The following is a 19684-nucleotide window of genomic DNA, read 5'->3' as shown; positions in this document are numbered from 1 at the left end:
ACCCATGCGGGCCCATCACCTCCGAGTCCTGGCGAGCGCCGTCCTGAGCATCGCCGCGACCGGTTCCAGCGTCCTGGCGTCGCACTCGCCCCTCGAGCCGACGGCGCTCCAAGAGGACTCCGTCCGCGGGGCCCGACCCGTCGGCGAGTCGCCGCTCGACGTGGATCGCGTGATCGCGCTGGCGGCTCCGACCGCGCGCGATCTCGTGCACCGCCAGGTCGAGTGGCACGGCTCGGTGATCGACGGGGTGCTCGCCGCCCAGGCCGCCGACAAGCCGCTCCTGTTGTGGCTGTACTTCGGCGGTCCGCTCGGCGACTGCTGAAACAACGGCGTCAAGACGCGACAGTTGGTCGCGAACGATCCGCGCGTGGCCGCCGCCATCGGTTCCGACTTCATCGCCGTCGCGGCCTCGGACGTGGACTACGCGAACTTCGCGGACCAGTCGAACTGGGAGGTGCGCTGGCTGCGCGACGCCCTCGCCGACGCGCGCCACGGACTGTTCCAGGGCATGTACGCGGTCACGCCGTCCGGGCACCTGCTCGGCCAGGTCGACGGCGGCTGGCCCCTCTACGACCCGGCGCACACGCGCACCGAGCTGGCTCGCACGCGCGCGGCCTACGGGAAGCTGTCGCGCGAGTGGCGCCTGCTCGATCGGCTGCCGGATCCCGAGCGGGACCGCGCCTTCCCACTCGCGCCCGACGTGCCCGAGCCCGGCCTCGAGCGCCTCTCGGCCACCAAGCGCACCCGTCCGTTCGACGGCATGCGGCCCGAGGACGTGCGGCATCCCCAGCACGTGCACTTCGACCGCGTCGACGTCCGCGCGCCCTGGTTGGCGTCGCTCGTCCCCACCGAAGCGGCCGTCGGCGCGGTGGCGACCGCCGATCCACGACTGCTCGAGGCGCTCGTCCTGGCGTCGATCATGCAGCCGGAGTGCAGCGTGTGGCGCGAGGACGAGCTGCGCACCAACGAGCTCACGGCCACCGTCGTCGGCAGTCGCGACGGGGTGATCGAGCTGCGGTTGGACGGTCGGCTCGACGTGCGCGCGGTCAACCAGTGGAACGACGGAGCGCGCTACGAAGGCCGCCTCGGCGGGCGCGCGGTGTGGAACACGGCGCAGGCCCGCTTCGAGAGTCTCGATCTCGCGCTGTTCGGTGCCCACACCCTGTCGGTCGCCGCCGCGCAGGGTCGCCCCGGGGCACGGACCTGCGACGTGGCGGTGCACCTGCGCCTCGAGCGCCCCGAGCCTGCCCCGGCCGGGTCCGGTCCGAAGGTCGTCGAGCCCGCGCCGGACGAAGCGGAGGCCGCGCGCTGAGCTCCGTCCTCGACCTGCTCCCAGCCGTCCGGCTGGGCCCTGATCGACGGTTCCGGAACCCTCGACGGGGGGCGCTCGTCCCACTCGGCGCGCCCGGTCCCACCGCATGGCCCGTCGAGTCCGTACGCTCGGGCGTCGCCACATCCTTCACGCCATGAAAACGCGCACCGCCCATCTGCTCGCCCTTCTGGCCCTGTTCAGCGCCCTGATCGGCGAGGCGCGCGCCCAGTCGCCGTCGCCCGTCGACCACCCCAACGTCCTCGTCATCATGCTCGACGACGTGGGCTGGGACGACCTGGCCGCCGCGCCGGTCAAGAACCTCGAGACCTTCGCCCCGTTCGCGCGCATCTACCCGCGCTTCTACTCGGCTCCGGTGTGCTCGCCGTCGCGCTACATGGCGCTGTTCGGTCGCCTCGCGCACCGTGAACTGATCGGCACGGCGATCGACCTCGAGAATCCGCTCGCGACGGGTGCTCCGGCCGACAACGTGTCGCTCGCCGAAGCGCTGAAGGCCGAGGGCTACACCACCGGCATGTTCGGCAAGTGGCACTTGAGCGGTCCCGCCGACGGACCCGTCGAACAAGGACCGCTGGTGCAGGGTTTCGACACGTGGCGCGCCGGCATCGCGGCCAACGTCGGCCTGGACCGCTCGCACTACGACTGGGATCGCGTCGACGACGGCGTCGTCACGATCGAGACGACCTACTCGACGCGCGCGATCACCGAGGCCTTCCTCGACTGGTGGCCGAACCAGAGTGGACCGCGCTTCGCCATGGTCGGGCTGAACGCGCCGCACGAGCCGTTCGAGAGCGCCGAACCCAGCGGACTCCTGCCGCCCGGCTACACCGTCGTCGACACTCCGCGCGGTCTGTTCGAGAGCGCGATCGTCGCCCTGGACACGGCCTTCGGGCAGATGGCGAGCGTGATCGACCTCTCGAACACCTACGTGCTGCTCGTCTCGGACAACGGCACGCCCCCGACCGCGCTCCTGCCTTCTCAACAGCTGCAGGGTTTCAAGGGCTCGGTGAACGAAGGCGGCGTGCGCGTGCCGTGCGTCCTGTGGGGCGTCGACACCCAGCCGGGTCTCGACCTGTCGCTGACGCACGTCGTCGACCTGCCGCGCACCGTGCTCGACCTGGTCGGCGTGTCGCCCGCGAGCGACTTCGACGACTCCATCAGCTTTGCCGGCACTCGACTGGGGCAAGAGGGTCTGCGCCAGTTCGCCTTCAGCCACCTCTTCTATCCCAACGGGTCGCAGCCGAACCTCTTCGGCGAGGCGTGGACCGTCGTCCGCTCCGACGGCCTCAAGCTGATCTACCAGTTCAAGACGTTCCGTCTCTTCGACCTCGGGATCGACCCGTTCGAGACCAACGACCTGAACGCGGGCAGCTTCCTCTACTTCGCGGACGCCATCAAGTTGGCGAGCTACCGCACGCAGAAGCTGTTCCCCGAGTGGCCGTACTGACGTCGCTCGGCTCGCGACTCAGAACTGGAAGTAGATGAAGACGGCGGCGTCGACCGACACGCCGCACAGCACCACGATCGCGAGGGCGTAGCCCGCGGCCTGGGCCACTTCCGGCAGGTGCGCCCAACGCTTCCACAGTTCGTCGGCGGCGGCGCGCGGCGTGAAGTGGACGAACGCGGCGAGGCCCAGGAGCCCGACCGCGGCCGGGTGGATCACGCTCCCGCCCGAGAAGCTGGTGAACGCGCCCACGAACTCCGCGAAGTGGTCCATGTCGCGCACGCGGAACAGGAGCCAGCCGAACAGCACGAGGTGGAAGGTCAGGAAGCGGTCGCGGAACAGCACCCAGCCGGGCGCGTCGGGGCTCGCGTGACGGTCGGCCGCGCGCGACGCGATCAGCAGCGCACCGTGGAACACGCCCCACAGCACGAAGTTGAGACCCGCGCCGTGCCACAGGCCACCGAGGCCCATCGTGATCATCAGGTTGCGCGCCGTCCTCCCACCGCGGTTTCCGCCGAGCGGGATGTACAGGTAGTCCTTCAGCCAGCTCGAGAGGCTGATGTGCCAGCGCGTCCAGAACTCGCGCACGTTCCGAGAGAGGTACGGCCGGTCGAAGTTCTCGGGGATGTGGAAGCCGAGCAGGATCGCCGCGCCGATCGCGATGTCCGAGTACCCCGAGAAGTCGTTGTAGATCTGGAACGCGTAGCCGTAGAGCGCCAGCAACAGGTCGAGCGACGAGTGCGCACTCGGGTCGGCGAAGACGCGATCGACGAACAGCGACGCCAGCAGGTCCGCGAAGACGATCTTCTTGAACAGCCCCCGGAACACGCGCGACATGCCGGCGTGGACCCGGGCACGTGATCCGTCCAACGCTCCCGGCGCGTGGTGCAACTGCGGCAGGAAGTCGCTGGCGCGCACGATCGGGCCCGCGACGAGCTGCGGGAAGAACGACACGAACAGCGCGAAGCGGCCCAGGTCACGCTCCGGCGCGATCCGGCGCCAGTACACGTCGATCGTGTAGCTGAGCGTCTGGAACGTGTAGAACGAGATGCCGACCGGCAGGAGCAGCGAGTGCGTCGGCAGCGTCACGTCGAGACCGAGCAGGGTCAGAACGCTGTCGGTGCTCTCGACGAAGAAGTTGAAGTACTTGAACAGAGCGAGAACGCCGAGGTTCACGCACAAGGACACGATCAGCAGGGTCCTGCGGAGGCGCGGATCCTGGGCGCCGCCGAGCTTGAGGCCGATCACGTAGTCGATCAGCGTCGAGCCCGCGATCAGCCCCGCGTACTTCCAGTTCCACGTCATGTAGAACGCGTAGCTGGCCACGAGCAGCATCAGGTGGCGCGCGCGCGTCCGACCGAACAGCGCCGCGTTCAACAGCAGCACCAGCGGCAGGAAGACCAGGAACTCGGCGCTGTTGAAGTTCACTCGCCGCCCTCCTCGTTCGCGCGCGCCGCGAGCAGCGGCTCGAGCTGGTCGGCGAGGGCCTTCGCGGCGGCGGCGTGACCTTCGCGGGTCAGGTGGCAGAAGTCGCGGAAGTACGCGCCGTTCCCCGAGAGGGCCGCGTCGAGTCCGACCAGGTCCAGACCGTCGCGCGCGGCGAGTTCGACCAGCAGCGCGTTGTAGTCGTCGACGCCCGTGCGCCAGGCCTGCTCGGACAGGTAGCTGTTGTAGCGGAACAGGTTGTTGCGGTACGCGATAGGCATCGGACCGCTCGAACTCGTCGGGTCGCTGACGGCGAAGCGCACCGGCACGAAGTCGGCGCCGAGCGCGCGCGCCTCGCCGTGCACCGCTTCGACGCGCTCCTCCAGCGCATCGAGCAGTGCCGGCGGCAGGCGGTCCGTCAGGATCCGCAGCGCGACGATGCGCGCCTTGAACTGGTTCTTGGCCTGGGCGTAGGCGGTCGTCGCTTCGACCACGCGCGAGGTGATCCAGCGCTCCTGCTCGGTGCGCGGCGTGCCCTCGTCGGCGTCGGTGTTCGCAGCTGCGTCCGGTCCGTCGGGCCCTTCACCGCGGCTCTCGGTCGCGTTCGGCGCGCCGCCGCCACCCACGGCGAGCAGGCGCGGTGCGAGCTCGTCCAGGTCGTTCGAGAAGTGGTAGGCGAGCACCAGGTCCGGCTGCCAGCGCGGCCCTTCCTCGTGCAGGACCTTCGCGGCGGTCGCGAGGCTGTAGGCGTTGCTCGACGCGTTCAGCACCTGCACGTCGTGGCCGCGCGCGCGCAGCTCGTCCTCGAGCAGCACCGGGAAGATCTCCGACGCCGCCCACCGACGGTCCTCGGCGTAGGAGGCCGAAGCGATCCAGATGCGCGTCGTGCCCGCGGGTTTCGCGACGGGAACCACGCGGCTGCGGAACGGGTAATCCTCGGTCGGGCCGAAACCGTGCTCGGCCGTGACCGCCGTGTTGTTCGCACCGGAGAGCCCCCGACCCGAGAGCAGGAGCGTGCCGAAGCCGCGGCTCTTGGCGCGGTACTCGAGCGCCACTTCCCCGACCACGAGGAAGAGCGCGATCCACAGCAGGAGCGTGAAGTGCTTGAGTCGCATGGTTCGTTCGCGCTCAGCCTCGACTACTCGCGCCGCCACCGGGGAGCTTCGAGCGCACCCAGGTCACCAGTTGGGAACGTTCCTGGACGTCGACCACGCACAGCCAGAGCCACGCGCTGCACAGGAGGAGGCCGACGGTCTTGGTGACCAGGTTCTCGAGCAGGCCGAACGACGCCACCGATTCCATCGCGTCGTCCGCCAGCAGCGCCACCGTCGACGCCACGGCCATCGCCGCCAGGGTCGCGAGGATGCGCCGGTACTCGAAGCGGATCCCCGCGGCGCGCTCGGACACGTACATGCCGAGGAAGGCGAGGACCGCGAACGTGCCCAGGGTCGCGATACCGGAACCGACGAAGCCGTAGGCGGGCACCAGGTACGCGTTCAGCGCGACGTTCACCCACAGGGCCAGGAAGTTGATCCACACCAGCGGACCGTTCTTCTTGGCGATGTACATCGGGATCTGGCTGAGGTGGTAGACGGACCACAGCACGTACCCGCTCGCGATGTACGGCACCACTCGGTAGGCGAGTCCGAAGTCCTTGTCCTCGGGCAGGTGGTCGAGCGCCTGCTTGGCGAACAGCACCACCAGCAGGCTCGCGAACGTCATCGACAGGATCCCGTAGGTGCTGACGCGGCTGAGGTTCTCGCGCTGCTCGTCGGGGTCCTTCACCCCGTAGATCCACGGGTGGAAGATCTGCACGAAGGGGCCCAGCATCGCCATCGTGACGATGAAGCCGAGCTTGTAGCCCATGTCGTAGATGCCGACCTCGTGCAGCGCGTCCTCGGGCGTGAACAGCACGAGCAGCTTGCGATCGCCGTAGTGCAGGCCGAGCTGCAGGATGCCGACCGGGATCAGCGGCGCCGTGTAGGCGATCATCGGCCGCAGCACGCGCCAGCGGAATCGCAGCTTGGTGCGCCACAGGACCCAGCCCGTGAGCAGCAGCGTCGTCACGGCCTCGCCGATCAGGACCGGCACGAAGAAGCCGATCACGCCCCACTTCGCGAATCCGACCAGGTAGATCCGCAGGCCGAGTTCGAACGTGAACTTGACCAGCGAGACCCAGGCGAACGCGCGCGAACTGCGCTGGATCTGCAGGTAGGTGTAGCCGCACTGCGTGGTGAGCTGGAACGGCACCGTCAGCATCACCAAGAGGAAGACCGTCTGCACGTCGTACACGCGCACCACGCCTTCCGCGTTCGCCAGGAACACGGACGCCAGCGAGTCCGAGAAGTACGCGAGCGGCGCGACCACGACCCACGCCAACAGTGCCAGCGCGATCGTGCTCGACGAGACGACGGCTTCGCGATCCTCGGCCGACTCGTGGTCGAAGTAGAAGCGCGTCATCGCGCCGACCATGTTGAAGCCGAGCAGCTGGACGAGCGCGCCGAGCAACAGGTCGCCGAGCCCACCGAGTCCGTACTCCGCCTCCGCCAACCAGTCGGCGTAGAAGTACAGCATCACCAGCGAGATCGCTCGCTGGAGCATCGGCACCAGGCTGTAGTTGAAGCCGTGGCGCAACAGGCTCACCAGCGATGATCCGCCCTGGGGCGTCGCTGCTTTCGAGGGAGCCGGTTCGGCCTGGGACACGGGGCGGCGGGACGCGGGGGAGCGCGTCGTGCGGTGGGGAGGGGCGATGGCTCCGGTGCGGGACCGGGGGCCTCGGGCGGGGCAACGGGCGAGCGCGGCGCAGGAGCCTGCCAGCCGCGTCGATCAGCCCGGGGGGGATTGTGGGGCTTCTTCGACCAGCCAGACCCGTCGGCCCGAGTCGCAGCGTGCCACCACGAGCAGTCCGCGCTCCGCACCGGGACCCGCGAGGCGCCGCTCGAGCTCACCGGCGCTCTCGTTCAGGCCGCGCGCGAGCACCCGCACCGGCCCGACGCCGTGCTCGGCGAGCAGGCGCCTGACCGCGCGACGGTCGAGCTTGGCCGTGCCGAGGACGCGCAGGCTCCGCAGCGCCGCGGTGGTCGCCGGCGCCGCGCCACCGGTGAAGGCGATGCCCGACCCGAGCGGCGCATGCCCCGCGGCGGCGGCCACCGGCCCCAGGAGTCCGGACGTCACGAGCGACGGATCCGGCACGCCGATGAAGGCCGCCGTGGACGGATCGTCGAGCGGGCGGGCGTCGAGCGCGCGCTCGGGCGGTCCCAGGAGGCGCTCGAGGACGCGGCCGGGCTCGGTCCGCGACAGCAGGCAGGCCTCGCGACCGGGTTCGCGGCCGGGCTCGGAGGCGAGGACGCCCGTGAACAGCACGAGCTCGGCCAACTCGCCGCGGCGGCTGACCCAGACCCAGTGGCGCGCGAGGTCCGCCGGCAGGTAGGAGCCCAGTTCCTCGGGGCGCGCGGCCGGCGCCAGCTTCACGACCGCGCCCGCGAACCGGCCCAGGACGGCGGCCAGCGCGGGCCAGGAGGGCGACCAGTCGGCGGGTCGCAGGGTGCGCTGGCCGTCGGGGCGGCGGCTGGGGTCGGCGAGGAGCACCGCGGGCGGGCCGGGACGGTCTCCCAGGGCGGCCAGCGGCGGCGCGAGCGCGTCGGCCACGACCACCCACGGGCCGTCCCCGCTCCAGCCGCGAGCCTCCGTCGATCCCGGGCGCCAGCGCTCGAGGTTGTGGCGGGCGCAGGCGGCGGTGGTGGGGTCGAGGTCGGCGGCCACCACGCGCACCCCTTCGCGGGCCAGGGCCGCCGCCTCGCCGCCGAGGCCACAGGTGGCGTCGAGGACCAGCGCGTCGGGACCGAGCTGGTCGCGCATCCGCTCGGCCACGCGCGTCGCCCGGGCCGCTGCCACCTCCTGGTGGGTCGCCTGCTCGAGCCCGGCCCCTGTCAAGAGCAGTCCGTCGGCGTCCGGCAATCGTCCGGCCGCGCGCTCGCGCAGGTCGAGCAGCTCGCCCGCGCGGGCCGCCGCCAGGGGCTCGAGGTGGCGCCGCAACCACGTGCCGCGGGCCAGCGCGTCCGGCGGAGGCGGCCCGTGCTCGTCCAGGAGCCGCTGGAGGGTTTCGTTCTCTGGTCTGGGACGCATGGGCGGCAACTCGGGCTGGGGCGGTCACGGACTCGTCCCAGTCCTTGGACGGATTCCCGTTTCGGGGTACTTCTCGGGTGCCCTAGGAGACGGAGGAGGCTGTGACGACCGCGTCGCTGCCCGTTCCTGGGACCGACCAGCAGCTTCGGCGCGCGGGGTCGCGCGCGCCGCCGTGGCGCGCGTCGGCGATCCGCGCGCGGCCGCAGGTCCGGACATCTGAACGACCCCGATGGTCACGGCCCGAGGCCGGGCCGCGGCGCCGCGCCCACTGCGCGCCGCTCCGTCGGGCCCCACTGGAGGAATCAGCTTGGGACGCATCCTAGTCATCGAGGACGAGCCCGGCACGCAGCTGCTGCTGCAGAGCCGTCTCCACGACCTCGGCCACGAAGTGGTCACGTCACCCACCGGCGCGAACGGTCTCATGGAGGCCCGCTCGGAACAGTTCGACCTGTTCATCGTCGACATCAACCTCGGCTCGGGCATCGACGGCTACGAGGTCTGTCGCCGACTGAAGGCCATGCCGCACACGAACGCGGTGCCGGTCGTCCTGGTCAGCGCGAACGTCAAGGGCCGCGAGGAACTGCACCGCGGCTACGAGGCCGGCTGCGAGTCCTTCCTCATCAAGGGCGACATGACCCTGCTCGAGGACGTGGTGCGCGCCATGCTGCGCATCAAGTCGCTGCAGGACGACCTCACCATGCAGAACCGGCTGCTCGACGAGCACAACCGACGTCTGCAGGTCGAGCGCCGTCGCGGCGCGGATCTCGAGAGTGCGCTGCGCGACCAGCCGGCCGGCGTCGGTGCGCTCAAGGACCTGGCGCTCGGTCGCGCCGAGGCGATGCTGCTCGTCGATGCCGACGGCGTCGTTACGCTCGTCGACCGCGGCGCGCGCGAGATGTTCGGACGCGACGTCGAGGGCAAGAACCTCGGCAAGCTCGCGGTCGGTACCGGCCTCGAGGCCTTCGTCCGCGACGCGCGCACCGAACCGCGCGAGGGCTTCCGCCTCGACCTGCAGCTGCCGACGTCGCAAGAGCGTCGCAAGCTGACCGCCAACGTCATTCCGCTCGTGCCGCGACCCGGCCACGCGGACCGCGGCTTCAAGATCGTGCTCCTGTCGGACGCCTCCAGTCGACGCGTCGCGGCCGAGATGCTGCGTCTGCAGGACCAGGGCACGCCGCGTCGCGAGCTCGGCCCGCTGGTCGAAGCCGCGCGCCACGCGTTCCACCCCAGCACGATGCTCGGCGCGAGCCAGCAGATGGCCGAGCTGCGGTCCGAACTGGTGCGCCTCGCGCCGCTCGACACCGCCGTGACGCTGATCGGCGAGCCCGGCACCGGTCGCCAGCGCGCCGCCCGCGCGCTGCACTTCGGCGCCAACCGCTCCGGTCCGTTCGTGCCGGTCGAGTGCGGCGCGCTCGACGCGGACTCCCTGCGCACCGAGCTGATCGGCTACGTCAAGGGCGCCTTCCCGGACGCCTTGGCCGACAGCCCGGGTCTGATCGAACAGGCCCACCGCGGCACGCTGTTCCTCGACGACGTCACGGCCGTTCCGCTCGAGGTGCAGGCCCTGCTCGTGGACTTCCTCGAGCGCGGCCAGGTCACGCGTCTGGGCGGAAAGCGCGCCGAGAAGCCCAAGGTGCGCCTCGTCGCGGCGGCGGGCTACGAGCTCGAACGCGCGCTCGAGGACGGCTCGCTCAACCGCGAGTTCCACCGTCTGTTGTCGACGCACTCCCTGCACATCCCGGCGCTGCGCGAGCGTCTGATCGACGTGCGTCCGCTCGCGTCGCACTTCCTGGCGCGCTTCGGTGCGTCGCTCGGCAACCCCGAGCTGTCCGACGAGGCCCTGTGGGTGCTCGAGAACTTCAACTGGCCCGGCAACGTGCGCGAGTTGAAGGGAGCGATCGAACGCGCCTGCGCCAAGGCCACGGATCCGATGATCGGACTCGAGGACCTGCCGCAAGCGCTGCGCGACCTGCAGAGCAAGCTGATGGAGTCGGCCAAGCTGCCGGTCCACCGCCGCCGCACGACCACCGTGCCCGGTCAACGCGGCCCGGTCGGTTGGCCCGGCAACTCCTCGATGCCCGGCGGCGAGGAGGAGGAGATCAGCCTCGAGTTCTACGAGAAGCTGGCTCTGTTGCGCGCGCTCGAGGAGACGCACGGCGACAAGCTGAAGGCGGCGGGGCTGCTCAAGATCGGCAAGAGCACGCTGTACCGCAAGCTGAAGCGCTACGGAATCAAGTAGCGCGGGGAGCGGCCGTCGGGTCGCACTCGATCGAGCCACGGGGCGCGTCCGAGCGATCGGGCGCGCCCCGTGCGCGTTCCTCGGGACCCGGCTAGGCTCGTCGGCCTCGCTCGCCTTCGTCCATCGTCCTCGCGCCCCTCGCTCGCATGCCCCGCCGACTCCTCGCCGTCGCTGCCGTCGCTCTCACCCTCGCCGCGCTCGTGTTCTTCCTGATGGACGACACGGGCGGTCCCGCTGGAATCGCGAGTGACGACCACGCGAGCGAGAGCGCGACGTCACCGCCGGTCGAACTCGCGACCGAGTCCCTGGCCGACGCGACCACGAAGGACGACGCGTCGCGCTTCGCGGTCGACGCACCGACGAGTGGACCCGCCAGGGCGGTCGCCGATCAGGTCGAGGATCCCGACACGGCGGTGCTGCGCGGTGTGCTCCTGCACCACGACGGTCGGCCGGCCACCGACGCCGTGCTCGACCTGCACGGTTGGACGGGCAACTCCGAGCGCGAGGCGCGATTCGGCACGCCGGACGACTGGGAGGACCCGACGGCCGAGGTCCAGTTGGACGGCTCGTTCGAGTTCCGCTTCGTGCCGCCGCGGGCGTTCCAGTTCAGCTTGGACACCGAGGCGCCCATGGCGCCAGCGGGTGGGTGGCGCTGGGGCGAGATCGCGCTCGGATCCACCATCGACCTGGGCGAGATCGTCATGCCGCACGGGGGCGCGATCGAAGGACGCTTCGTGAACGCGCAGGGCGAGACGGTTCCGGGTCCGTGGACGATCCACACGAGCTCGAGTTGGACACCGCCCTACTCCGACTCGCCGAAGTACTACCACTACGCGACCTACGACAAGGAGACCGGCGGTTTCAGGTTCGACGGTGTGCAGGCGGGTGAAGTCGCACTCGAGATCCACACGGGATACCTGCTCGACACGGCGCCTCCCGTCGACCGCATCACGGTCGAACCTGGACGGGTGACGACGGTCGAGACTCCCTTCGACGGCCCGACGCCTGGCAGGCGCCTGATGGTGGAGTCACGGGTCTCGCGCCAGTCCTGGATGGGGTCGCCGACGCTGGAGACGCTGCGCATCGTCGATGCACTCGGGCGCCCGGTGCCGAACGGGGCGATCTCGGTTCGCGGTGCGAGGTTCGTCGTCGACGACGCCGTCTCGCATCCGTACACGGTGACGGTGGACGACCCGCGCTTCGAACCGGTCGAGCTGTTCGATGTCGTGCCGGGGAAGCTCACCCTCGCTTGGTTGAAGCCGAGCGTCGGCGTCGACCTGGTCGCCAGCGACTCCGCGACGGGCGAACTGTTGGCGTCGGCCGAAGTCGTGATGTTCGAGGCCGGTGGTGCGCAACCTCGACGGCCGCACTGGACGGAAGTTCACGCTCTCGCATCGGACGACGAGCGGGACTTCGACGGCCAGATCAACGGGCCTCTCGTGCGCACGGTTCCCGGCGCGCAGACGTGGCTCGTTCGCGCCCCCGGCTACTTCGAGAAGGAGGTCGACCTGTCCGGCGGTTTCGTACCCGGCGCACGCACCCGACTCGAGGTGCCTCTGCTGCGCGGTGGTGAGATCGCCGGTCGCGTGGTCGAGGCCGACGGGTCACCAGCGCCGGGTGTGGCGTTGAAGCTGCGACCGACGCTGGGCGAAGCGCCTCCGGCCGAGGACTGGCAGGCCCTCAACGCCTACCGGCAGGCAGCGAACGAGCTCCCGCTCCTGCGAGTGAACACCGCCTCCGACGGTTCGTTCGCGTTCACCGCCCTCGAACCCGGGACCTACGACCTCTCCGTGGACACGCGCGAGCCCCTCCACGTCATCGAGTCGGGCATCGAGGTCGGGAGGAACGACGTGGTTCTGCGCCTGCCCGCGACGGGGTCGTTGACCGGCTACCTGGATCCACCCGTGAACGACCCGCGCTTCGCGACCGTCCAGCTCGAAGCGGTCGATGCGCCCGAGTACCCGTGGGGGACGCCGTTGGACATTCGCTACGAGGGCCTCTTGTCCAGGGGCGCGCACGGCGCCGGGTTCAGCGCCCAGGGCACGTTCGCGATCGAGCGCCTGCCGGTCGGTCGCTACCGCGTGCGAGCCGAGTTGACGGGGGCCGTCGTGCAGGGCGTGTTCGACTCTACGTCGGCGGGGAGCGGTCGGTTGACCGAGCCGATCGAGGTCGAGGTGCTGGCCAACCGCACCGTCGAAGTGGTGATCCCCACGGCTCGGCCGGACGCGGGCACGGCGCGCGTCGTGGTGACGCGTCGCGGGGCCCCGCTCGTGGGTCAGCCGGTCTACGGGTGGCTGCACGCTGACACCGGCGCGGAGCCCTCGATCGAAGCGTCCGCCATCAGCGGGGCCGGCGGCGTCGCCGAGCTCACGGAGCTCGCGCCGGGAACCTGGAGCTTCGGCGCCATGGACGCCGGGAGTCTCTGGCGCGTCGATGCACCTGGCTCCCACGTCTTGGAGTCGAAAGGAATGCTCGAACTGTCGCTCGCGGTCGAGGTCGAGACGAGGCGCGTTCGCTTCGTCGATCCCGACGGTCGGCCGCTCGTGGGGCAGCTCGTCGGCATCCAGCGCATCCGCGGTTCGATCTGGCAGACCACCGACGCCGACGGACGCCTCGAGTTCGCGCTCGTGCCCGGTACCTACACGATCCTCGGCGCCAAGACCGCGCCCGTCGAAGGCCTGCCCGAAGACGAACTCTCCTACCAGCCGGCCACTCTGGTCTGGAGTCCCGACGGACCGCTCGAGCCCGACGTGGTCCTCGCGCCACGCTGAACGCGAGGCGCGTCGCGGGCTCGTGGTGTGCACACACCACGAGCCCGCGCCGACCTCAGCGCCCCGCCTGTTCCTTCTCGAGGTCGGCCACGTGCTTCGCGAACGCGGCGGCGGCCTTGGACTCGAGCGCACTTCGATCCGCGTTCCATGCCTCGACCGGATCGGCGGCACCGTCCGCGGGCGCGGCGAACAGCACCACACGCCCCGCGGCCGTGTGTGCGAATCGATCGGGGTCCGGCGCGACCGCCTCGCCGGCGATCAGGCGCAGCGGGTCCCAGCCACCGAACGCGGGCTCGTAGACGCTCGGCGCGCGCAGGAACGCGTCGCGATTCGCCGCACTCGCGAAGCGGTAGGTGAGGCCGCGCTCGGTGACCGCGAGCTTCGCGTCGCCAGCCAGAGGGACGATGGCGCCGATCTCGTTCGGCTCGAAGTAGGCGACCGGATCGTAGCCACCCAGCGCCAGACCGTCCGCGTGCGCGTACCCGAGCGTGTCGCGGTGGCGCGGCTCGTCCGCGAAGCTGTTCCAGAAGCCGTCCGCCTTCGGCCGCAGCTTCTCGGGCCCTTCCTTCTTCCAGCTCTTGCGCGTGTCGGCGAAGAAGCCGTCGAAGAACACGAGCAGCGAACCGTCCTCGATCAAGAAGCTCTCGGGGTCGATCTCCACGCGGTCGTCGCTCGCCATCGCGTAGGCGCACCAGCCGCCGAAAGCCGGCGCGAAGCGACTGGGTTCGGCGCGGAAGCGTTCGCGGTTCGCATCGTTCGCGAAGCGGTAGGTGGCGCCGCGGTACTCGACGGTGCGCGTCTTCGCTCCCTTCTTCGGTTCACCGCCGCCCTCGGGGAAGTAGGCGACGGGGTCGTAGCCGTCGAGCGCGAGTCCGTCCTTCGCCAGGTTGAGGTGTTCGCGCACCGGATCGACAGGTCCTTCGCGATCCTGGGCGTGCGCCGTGGTCAGTGCGGCGAGAGCGGTGAAGCCGAGCAACAGGGCGGTCGCCGTGCGCGTGGCGGAACGAGCGGGAGTGCGGCGGACCGCGTCGGCGGTCGAACGAACGGTGCGAGTGAGCATCGAAGATCCAGGGGCGATGAACGCGTGAGGAGCGAAGAACGACAGACGCCCGGGAGGCCGGGCCCGGGCGCGAAGCGCGGGGTTTCGGGTTTCGCGCCCGCGGCGTGACTCGCACCTGCTCGGAAAGCGCACGCCCTGACTCGAAGTCGGTGAGCCGACCCGCACTCGGCCGAGTCGTCCACTCTTCGCACCACTCCGCGGTCACGGATCGACGCTCGGTCCCGTTCTGGGCCCGCCATGGACACACCGCTCCCCACGCGCTCGACGCGCGCCACCGTCACCACCTGGATCGCCCAGGTCGTCGCCGCCGCCATCCTCGGTCAGACGCTCTTCTTCAAGTTCTCGGGCGCGCCGGAAGCGGTCGCTCTGTTCGAGAAGCTCGGTGTCGAGCCGTTCGGACGCATCGGCCTCGGCGTCGTCGAACTGATCGCGGTCGTGCTACTGCTCGTGCCGCGCACGGCGGCCCTCGGCGGCGCCTTGACCGTGGGCCTGATGGTCGGCGCGGTCGCGAGCCACCTGACCGTGCTGGGCATCGAGGTCGAGGGCGACGGCGGAACGCTCTTCGCGCTGGCGCTGGTCACGCTCGTGGCAGGGTCGATCACGACCTGGATCCGCCGCGGCGAGCTGCCCGTGGTGGGCCCCGAGCTGGTTCCGGACGCCGGCCGGGCAGGCTCGGGAAGATGAACGCGCCCTTGCACGTCAGGGCTCGTGGACAGAAGAACCGACGATCGGAACCGTCGGATGGGGGGCCCGCCCCGATGGGGGGGTGGGCCATGTAGGACGCGGCGCGGCACCCTGGGGAGGGTGTTCGCGCCGCACCTTCTTCCGGAGCCCCGGGCGTTCGGGGCCCGGGCGGACCGAGGCCGCGGCGGCTACCATCGCCGCATGCTCCGCTTCGCCCTTCTCGTCGCTCTCGCTCTCACGCCGGCCCCCCTCGTCCAGGACGAGCGTCTGCCCGAACTCACCGACGCGACCGTCCAGAGCCTGTTCGACGCGATCACGCCGAACGCGGACGAGGAGTCGTGGCGCCAGCTGCCCTGGCGCACCACGTTCTGGCAGGGCGTGATCGACGCGCAGGAGGCGGAGCTGCCGATCCTGTTGTTCACGATGAACGGCCACCCGTTCGGCTGCACGTGAAACAACGGCGTCATCTCCAGACGGTCGGTCTGGTCGGATCCCGAAGTCGTCGAACTGCTCGCGAACTACGTGCCCTGTGCGGACGAGGTCTGGCGTCTGCAGAACCTGGACGAGCCGGACTGCCTGCACTTCCAGTCGTTCTGCGACTCGGACGGGCGCCTCAACCACCGCGACGCGAGCGCCACGCGCCAGGGCACCTACTGCGTGACGCCGAGCGGGATCCTGCTCGGTAGCGCGAACCACCGCGATCCGCGTCGCATCGCCGAACTGCTGCGCACGTCGCTCGCGAAGTGGAACGAGCTGGATCCGGCGGAACGGCTGCTCGAGACCGATCCGCGCGAGACGGCGCGTTCGATCCGGCGCGCGGAGTTGAACTACCCCGAGGACGGACTCGTCCTGCGCGTGGACTCGCGCGACCTGCCGCGCACCTGGGAGGGCGCCGAGCAACCGGATCCGGACGACTGGCGCACGCACGCCTGGAACTTCGACTACGCCTGGTTCCGCGCGGCCGAGGTCGAGCGGCTCGTTCCGGCCGAGCTCGCGATCGGTGCGAGTTGGGACCTTCCAGCCGACCTGGTGCAGCGCCTGTGTCGTCTGCACCTGACCGACAACGTGCGCGGTCAGACCGACCACTACGCACGCGACGAGGTGCGCACGGCCCGGATCACGGCGACGGTCACGCAGATCGAGGACGGCGTGGCGCACCTAGGGCTCGAGGGCGCGCTGCACCTCGAGATCGCGGACGGATCGCGTGGCCTGCGCGGAACCATGCTCGGAACGGCGCGCCTCGCGCTCGACGCTCCGCGCACGTTCGAAGCCTTCGAAGCGGTCGTCGTCGCCGATCGCTGGGGGGCGACGCGCTTCAACCAGCGCCACGACGACCGCGACCACGCGCCCGTCGGCTTCGCGATCCACCTGGCCGGTGACGGGCCGACCGAGCGCATCGCACCGACGGCGTTCTGGGAGTACGGCTGGCGCTGACGGCCGGCCCGACGCCCGTCACTCGTCGTCGTCCCCGCCGCGCGGCCAGTCCGAACCCGCGCGGGGCCACAGCGCTTCGACCCGCGCCGTGTGCCCTTCGTCCCCTTCGGCCAGCGCGGTCGCACCCGGCGCCACGAGTCGGGCGCGCAGTTGGTCGAGCGGCGGCCAGGCCGGGAACGGCGCTTCGATCAGTCGGATCCAGCGCCTGCCGCTCGCGTGCAGCAACAGGTGCGAGCGCGCGTGCGCAGGGCCCTGATCGATGAACGAACCGTTGGGCAAGAGATGCATCACGCTGCCGTCCGCGGCGACGCGTTCGACGACGAGGTCGACGATCTGACGGTGACCGGTGTGGCGCGCGGAGACCACGAGCTGGCCGTCGCGCACGTTGATCTGCAGCTCGGTCTGCGGTCCGAAGCGGTCGTGCCGCAGGATTCCGTAGGGTTCGGGCGACGCGGTGTTCGGCAGTGAACTGTGGACGGGGATCGGCACCGCGACCAGTTCGTAGTGGCCGAGGATCTCGACCAGTCGCGCGACGCGTCGCGGGTCGTCCGCGCCGTAGAGGTCGTAGCGGTCGAGCCACAGGCGGGCGATCTCCTCGACCTCGCCGTCGATGCGATCGAGCGCGATCGGCGGCAGCAGGAAGTCGGGTTCGCTCCCGAGCGCCTGGATCAGGTCGACCAGCGCCGGGCCGAAGTCTCCGTGCAGCCGCTGACCCACGTGCGGCGTCGCGCGACCGGTCAGATCGACGATCGTGCGACCCGACAGGTACGCGACGGCGCCGGGCCAGAGGGTCGCGACGACGGCGTTGGTCTCGAGGTTCTCGCGCACGAAGATCGCCGCGCAGCGACGCCGTTCGTCCTCGGCCAACCGCTGGGCGAGACCCGGGCGGCCGGCCTGGTTGCCGAACAGGCGCTCGACCTCGGGGGCGTCCATCCAGGCCTTCTGCAGCGATTCGAGCGGGAACGGCCCGATGTCGCTCGGCCGGCGGCTCACGAGCAGCGACGCGCCGAGTCCCAACAGGAACAGCGTCCAGGCGGCGCGCTGCACCAAGCCGCTGTCCACGTCGACGAGGTCGGTCAGCGCTTCCTGGATCGCCACCGCGAGGAACGGGATCGCCGGCACCAGCGCCTGCCACATCGGAAGTCCGTTGCCGCCCTGCCAGGCCACGTACAGACACCACGCCAAACCGACGACCAGCGCACGTCGGCCGCGCGGACTGAGGCGACCGACCAGGCCGAACGCGACCGGGACCACGACGAGGAGCATCGCACCCGAGCGGGCGAAGAAGTCGATCAGCTGCTGTGATCCCGCCGCCCACTTGCGCGGATCCGGGTCGATCGCGTCCGCGATGACCGGCGGCAGGAAGTGACCGGTGAACGCCACGCGCAGGCCGCCGATCGCGAGCCAGACCACGAACGGGACGGCGAACGCGAAGGCCTTCACGCGCGCCTGCCCCGGCCGAGGTTCGTCCGCGCTGCGGTGACGCGAACGCGAGGCCAGCGCGAGTGCTCCCAACGCGGCCACCAACAGGATGCCCTCGGGTCGCACGAGGATCGCCAAGCTCGCGCAGGCGGCGAGCGCGCGCGGGCGGCCCTCTTCGAGCATGAGCAGGCTCGCCGCGCACAGGAGGGCGAACGTCGGCCACTCGGTGCCGCTCAGCGCCGCGGTCGCCACGCTGCCCGACACCACCACCAGGAACGGTGCCATCACGCCCGCGAGACGGGCCGGACTGAAGCGCGACACCACCCAGACCAGCGCCAACGTGCTGACGAGGCCGGTGCCCTGGGCCAACAGGTTCGGCCCGATGTAGAGGCGCTCCGCCAGCGCCGCCAGCAGGACCCACGCGTGCGACGGATAGCTCTCGAGGAGCGGCTGTCCGAGGTTGAAGGCCGCGCTGTGCTCCCGCACCAGATTGCGGGCCATGTGGAAGGCCACGTGCACCTCGTCCGTCGGCCGCGCCAGGTGCCCGAGAGCGTCCTGGAACAGCACCAGCGCATGGGCCACGAGGACACCGAATGCGAAGAGGAGGGAGGCGGAGCGATTCATCGAGTGGTGGGCGCGCTCGGGGCGGCTACCTTGGCACGGCCGAGCCGCGACATTGTGGACGCCTGTGTGCCGGGCCCCAAGGCTCGCGAACCACAGGCCGGCCGATGCGAGGAACACCGTGCAGCCGAACGAGACGAATCCCGATCCCGACGTCCCTTTCGACCCCTGGGGCGGTCGGCTGGAGCGGACCCTGCGCCTGGCGGTGCCGTCGTTCGTCCACCGTCTCAACAACGCCCTCGGGCCGGTGACCGGCTTTACGTCGGTGGCGGCGCGCACCGGCGAGGGGCTGGCCCCGGATCGGACCGTCCTCGTCGGCGAGCAGGCCGAACGGGCCGCGGCCCTCGCGCGCTCGCTGTCCGAGGTGACGAAGGCGCCCGAGAGCGCGCTCGAGGCCATCGACCTGGTCGAGTGGCTGCGCGACGAGGAGGATTTCCTGGACGGTTGCGTCGAGGGCTTCGCGGCCGGCGTGCGCTTCGTGCTCGAGCCGGCCGCCGCGCCCGTGCGCGCCGCGACCCGGCCGCTGCTCCAGGCGCTGTTCGTCGGACTCGTCGAGGCGGCGATGACCGGCGCGCGCGACATCGAACTCGTCCTGCGGGTGGAGCACGGCCAGGAGGTCGTCGTCGAGCTCCGCGCGCCGACGGCCGGTCCCGCGCTGCCGCCGCGCATCGGTGAACTGACCGGAGCGACCGGAGGCGATCGGACCGTGCTCGAGTCCGGTTCGGTCGCCCAACGTCTGCGCTTCGCGACGCTCGTGCGGGTGGAAGCGCCCACGCCCCAGGGCTCCGGTCCGCTGGTCGTCGTCGTCGAACGCGACCCGTTCCTGCGCGAGGAGGTCGAGCAGGTGCTGATCGAACAGGGCTACCGCGTCAGCGCCCACGAGCGCGGCGAGGACTTCCAGGGCGGCGGCGAACAGCCCGCGGCGCTGCTGGTGGACGCGATCGCCGCCAGCACCGTGACCGTCCAGCAGCTCCTGACGCGCACGGGCCCCGCCACGCCGGTCTGCGTCATGGGGCAACCCAGTGCGCCGCTCGACGCGGACTGGCCGCACCTGCCCAAGCCGTTCCGCCCCGGCGAACTGCTCGAGCGCGTGGCTGCGCTGGTCGGCCGCTGATTCCGCACGCGCGGT

15 protein-coding genes are annotated in these 19684 nt (G+C 70.9%); 9 read left to right on the top strand and 6 right to left on the bottom strand.

The annotated features are described in order from the left end of the window. Window positions 1-4: 4 nt before the first annotated feature. The 3 genes from Pla163_RS16765 (at window position 5) to Pla163_RS16755 (ending at window position 2777) form a co-directional block, all read left to right on the top strand. Complete coding sequence (locus Pla163_RS16765; protein ID WP_145191257.1) at window positions 5-322, top strand: hypothetical protein; 318 nt, start codon at window positions 5-7, stop codon at window positions 320-322. A 45-nt stretch (window positions 323-367) separates the two neighbouring features. Next, a complete protein-coding gene (locus Pla163_RS16760; RefSeq protein ID WP_145191254.1) occupies window positions 368-1312 on the top strand; it encodes a hypothetical protein in 945 nt (314 codons plus the stop codon). A gap of 154 nt (window positions 1313-1466) precedes the next feature. After that, window positions 1467-2777, top strand: coding sequence for a sulfatase family protein (locus Pla163_RS16755; protein WP_419186065.1), 1311 nt, complete (start codon window positions 1467-1469; stop codon window positions 2775-2777). A gap of 18 nt (window positions 2778-2795) precedes the next feature. Here Pla163_RS16755 and Pla163_RS16750 read toward each other — a convergent pair whose 3' ends face one another. The 4 genes from Pla163_RS16750 to Pla163_RS16735 form a co-directional block, all read right to left on the bottom strand. Then, window positions 2796-4202, bottom strand: coding sequence for an MBOAT family O-acyltransferase (locus tag Pla163_RS16750; RefSeq protein WP_145191248.1), 1407 nt, complete (start codon window positions 4200-4202; stop codon window positions 2796-2798). Next, window positions 4199-5314 carry an SGNH/GDSL hydrolase family protein gene (locus Pla163_RS16745; protein ID WP_145191245.1) on the bottom strand — a complete coding sequence of 372 codons (1116 nt, stop codon included), beginning with the start codon at window positions 5312-5314 and terminating at the stop codon, window positions 4199-4201. The genes Pla163_RS16750 and Pla163_RS16745 overlap by 4 nt, the downstream gene beginning before the upstream one ends. 13 nt (window positions 5315-5327) lie before the next feature. After that, window positions 5328-6842, bottom strand: a complete 1515-nt coding sequence (locus Pla163_RS16740) for a lipopolysaccharide biosynthesis protein (protein WP_145191243.1) — start codon at window positions 6840-6842, stop codon at window positions 5328-5330. 183 nt (window positions 6843-7025) lie between these two features. Beyond that, window positions 7026-8324 (bottom strand): THUMP-like domain-containing protein, encoded by a 1299-nt coding sequence (locus Pla163_RS16735; RefSeq protein WP_145191240.1) that lies wholly within the window; start codon window positions 8322-8324, stop codon window positions 7026-7028. 307 nt (window positions 8325-8631) lie between these two features. Between Pla163_RS16735 and Pla163_RS16730 the strand changes: the two genes are divergently transcribed. Together Pla163_RS16730 and Pla163_RS16725 are read left to right on the top strand one after the other, a co-directional pair. Then, complete coding sequence (locus tag Pla163_RS16730; RefSeq protein WP_419186064.1) at window positions 8632-10563, top strand: response regulator; 1932 nt, start codon at window positions 8632-8634, stop codon at window positions 10561-10563. 146 nt (window positions 10564-10709) lie between these two features. Next, window positions 10710-13334 (top strand): carboxypeptidase regulatory-like domain-containing protein, encoded by a 2625-nt coding sequence (locus Pla163_RS16725; RefSeq protein WP_145191234.1) that lies wholly within the window; start codon window positions 10710-10712, stop codon window positions 13332-13334. A 55-nt stretch (window positions 13335-13389) separates the two neighbouring features. Here Pla163_RS16725 and Pla163_RS16720 read toward each other — a convergent pair whose 3' ends face one another. Then, on the bottom strand, window positions 13390-14394 hold the full coding sequence (locus tag Pla163_RS16720) for a YHS domain-containing (seleno)protein (protein ID WP_145191229.1): 1005 nt from the start codon (window positions 14392-14394) through the stop codon (window positions 13390-13392). Between the two features lie 237 nt (window positions 14395-14631). On the opposite strand from Pla163_RS16720, the gene Pla163_RS16715 reads away from it, so the two are divergent. The 3 genes from Pla163_RS16715 (at window position 14632) to Pla163_RS16705 (ending at window position 16512) form a co-directional block, all read left to right on the top strand. Further along, the gene (locus Pla163_RS16715; protein ID WP_145191226.1) at window positions 14632-15078 is read left to right on the top strand and encodes a DoxX family protein; all 447 of its coding nucleotides are present in this window, start codon (window positions 14632-14634) and stop codon (window positions 15076-15078) included. A 201-nt stretch (window positions 15079-15279) separates the two neighbouring features. Then, window positions 15280-15531 carry a hypothetical protein gene (locus Pla163_RS16710; protein WP_145191223.1) on the top strand — a complete coding sequence of 84 codons (252 nt, stop codon included), beginning with the start codon at window positions 15280-15282 and terminating at the stop codon, window positions 15529-15531. Between the two features lie 69 nt (window positions 15532-15600). Continuing rightward, window positions 15601-16512 carry a hypothetical protein gene (locus Pla163_RS16705; protein ID WP_145191220.1) on the top strand — a complete coding sequence of 304 codons (912 nt, stop codon included), beginning with the start codon at window positions 15601-15603 and terminating at the stop codon, window positions 16510-16512. A gap of 18 nt (window positions 16513-16530) precedes the next feature. Here the strand turns inward: Pla163_RS16705 and Pla163_RS16700 are convergent, their stop codons facing one another. Beyond that, window positions 16531-18558 carry a hypothetical protein gene (locus Pla163_RS16700; RefSeq protein WP_145191216.1) on the bottom strand — a complete coding sequence of 676 codons (2028 nt, stop codon included), beginning with the start codon at window positions 18556-18558 and terminating at the stop codon, window positions 16531-16533. Window positions 18559-18676: 118 nt separating this feature from the next. Here Pla163_RS16700 and Pla163_RS16695 point away from each other — a divergent pair, with 118 nt between their 5' ends. Then, window positions 18677-19669: a response regulator transcription factor gene (locus tag Pla163_RS16695; RefSeq protein ID WP_145191213.1), complete on the top strand. Its 993-nt coding sequence runs from the start codon at window positions 18677-18679 to the stop codon at window positions 19667-19669. Window positions 19670-19684: the final 15 nt, after the last annotated feature.

The sequence above is a fragment of the Rohdeia mirabilis genome (assembly GCA_007750655.1).
GTDB lineage: Bacteria > Planctomycetota > UBA1135 > UBA1135.
This window is presented reverse-complemented; position numbering and strand designations above follow the sequence as displayed.

Excerpts from the sequence above, each read along its gene's own strand:
- Pla163_RS16725 (WP_145191234.1), top strand. The coding sequence starts at position 10,710 with ATGCCCCGCCGACTCCTCGCCGTCGCTGCCGTCGCTCTCACCCTCGCC.
- Pla163_RS16720 (WP_145191229.1), bottom strand. The coding sequence starts at position 14,394 with ATGCTCACTCGCACCGTTCGTTCGACCGCCGACGCGGTCCGCCGCACT.
- Pla163_RS16755 (WP_419186065.1), top strand. The coding sequence starts at position 1,467 with ATGAAAACGCGCACCGCCCATCTGCTCGCCCTTCTGGCCCTGTTCAGC.
- Pla163_RS16700 (WP_145191216.1), bottom strand. The coding sequence starts at position 18,558 with ATGAATCGCTCCGCCTCCCTCCTCTTCGCATTCGGTGTCCTCGTGGCC.
- Pla163_RS16765 (WP_145191257.1), top strand. The coding sequence starts at position 5 with ATGCGGGCCCATCACCTCCGAGTCCTGGCGAGCGCCGTCCTGAGCATC.
- Pla163_RS16735 (WP_145191240.1), bottom strand. The coding sequence starts at position 8,324 with ATGCGTCCCAGACCAGAGAACGAAACCCTCCAGCGGCTCCTGGACGAG.
- Pla163_RS16745 (WP_145191245.1), bottom strand. The coding sequence starts at position 5,314 with ATGCGACTCAAGCACTTCACGCTCCTGCTGTGGATCGCGCTCTTCCTC.
- Pla163_RS16710 (WP_145191223.1), top strand. The coding sequence starts at position 15,280 with ATGCTCCGCTTCGCCCTTCTCGTCGCTCTCGCTCTCACGCCGGCCCCC.
- Pla163_RS16715 (WP_145191226.1), top strand. The coding sequence starts at position 14,632 with ATGGACACACCGCTCCCCACGCGCTCGACGCGCGCCACCGTCACCACC.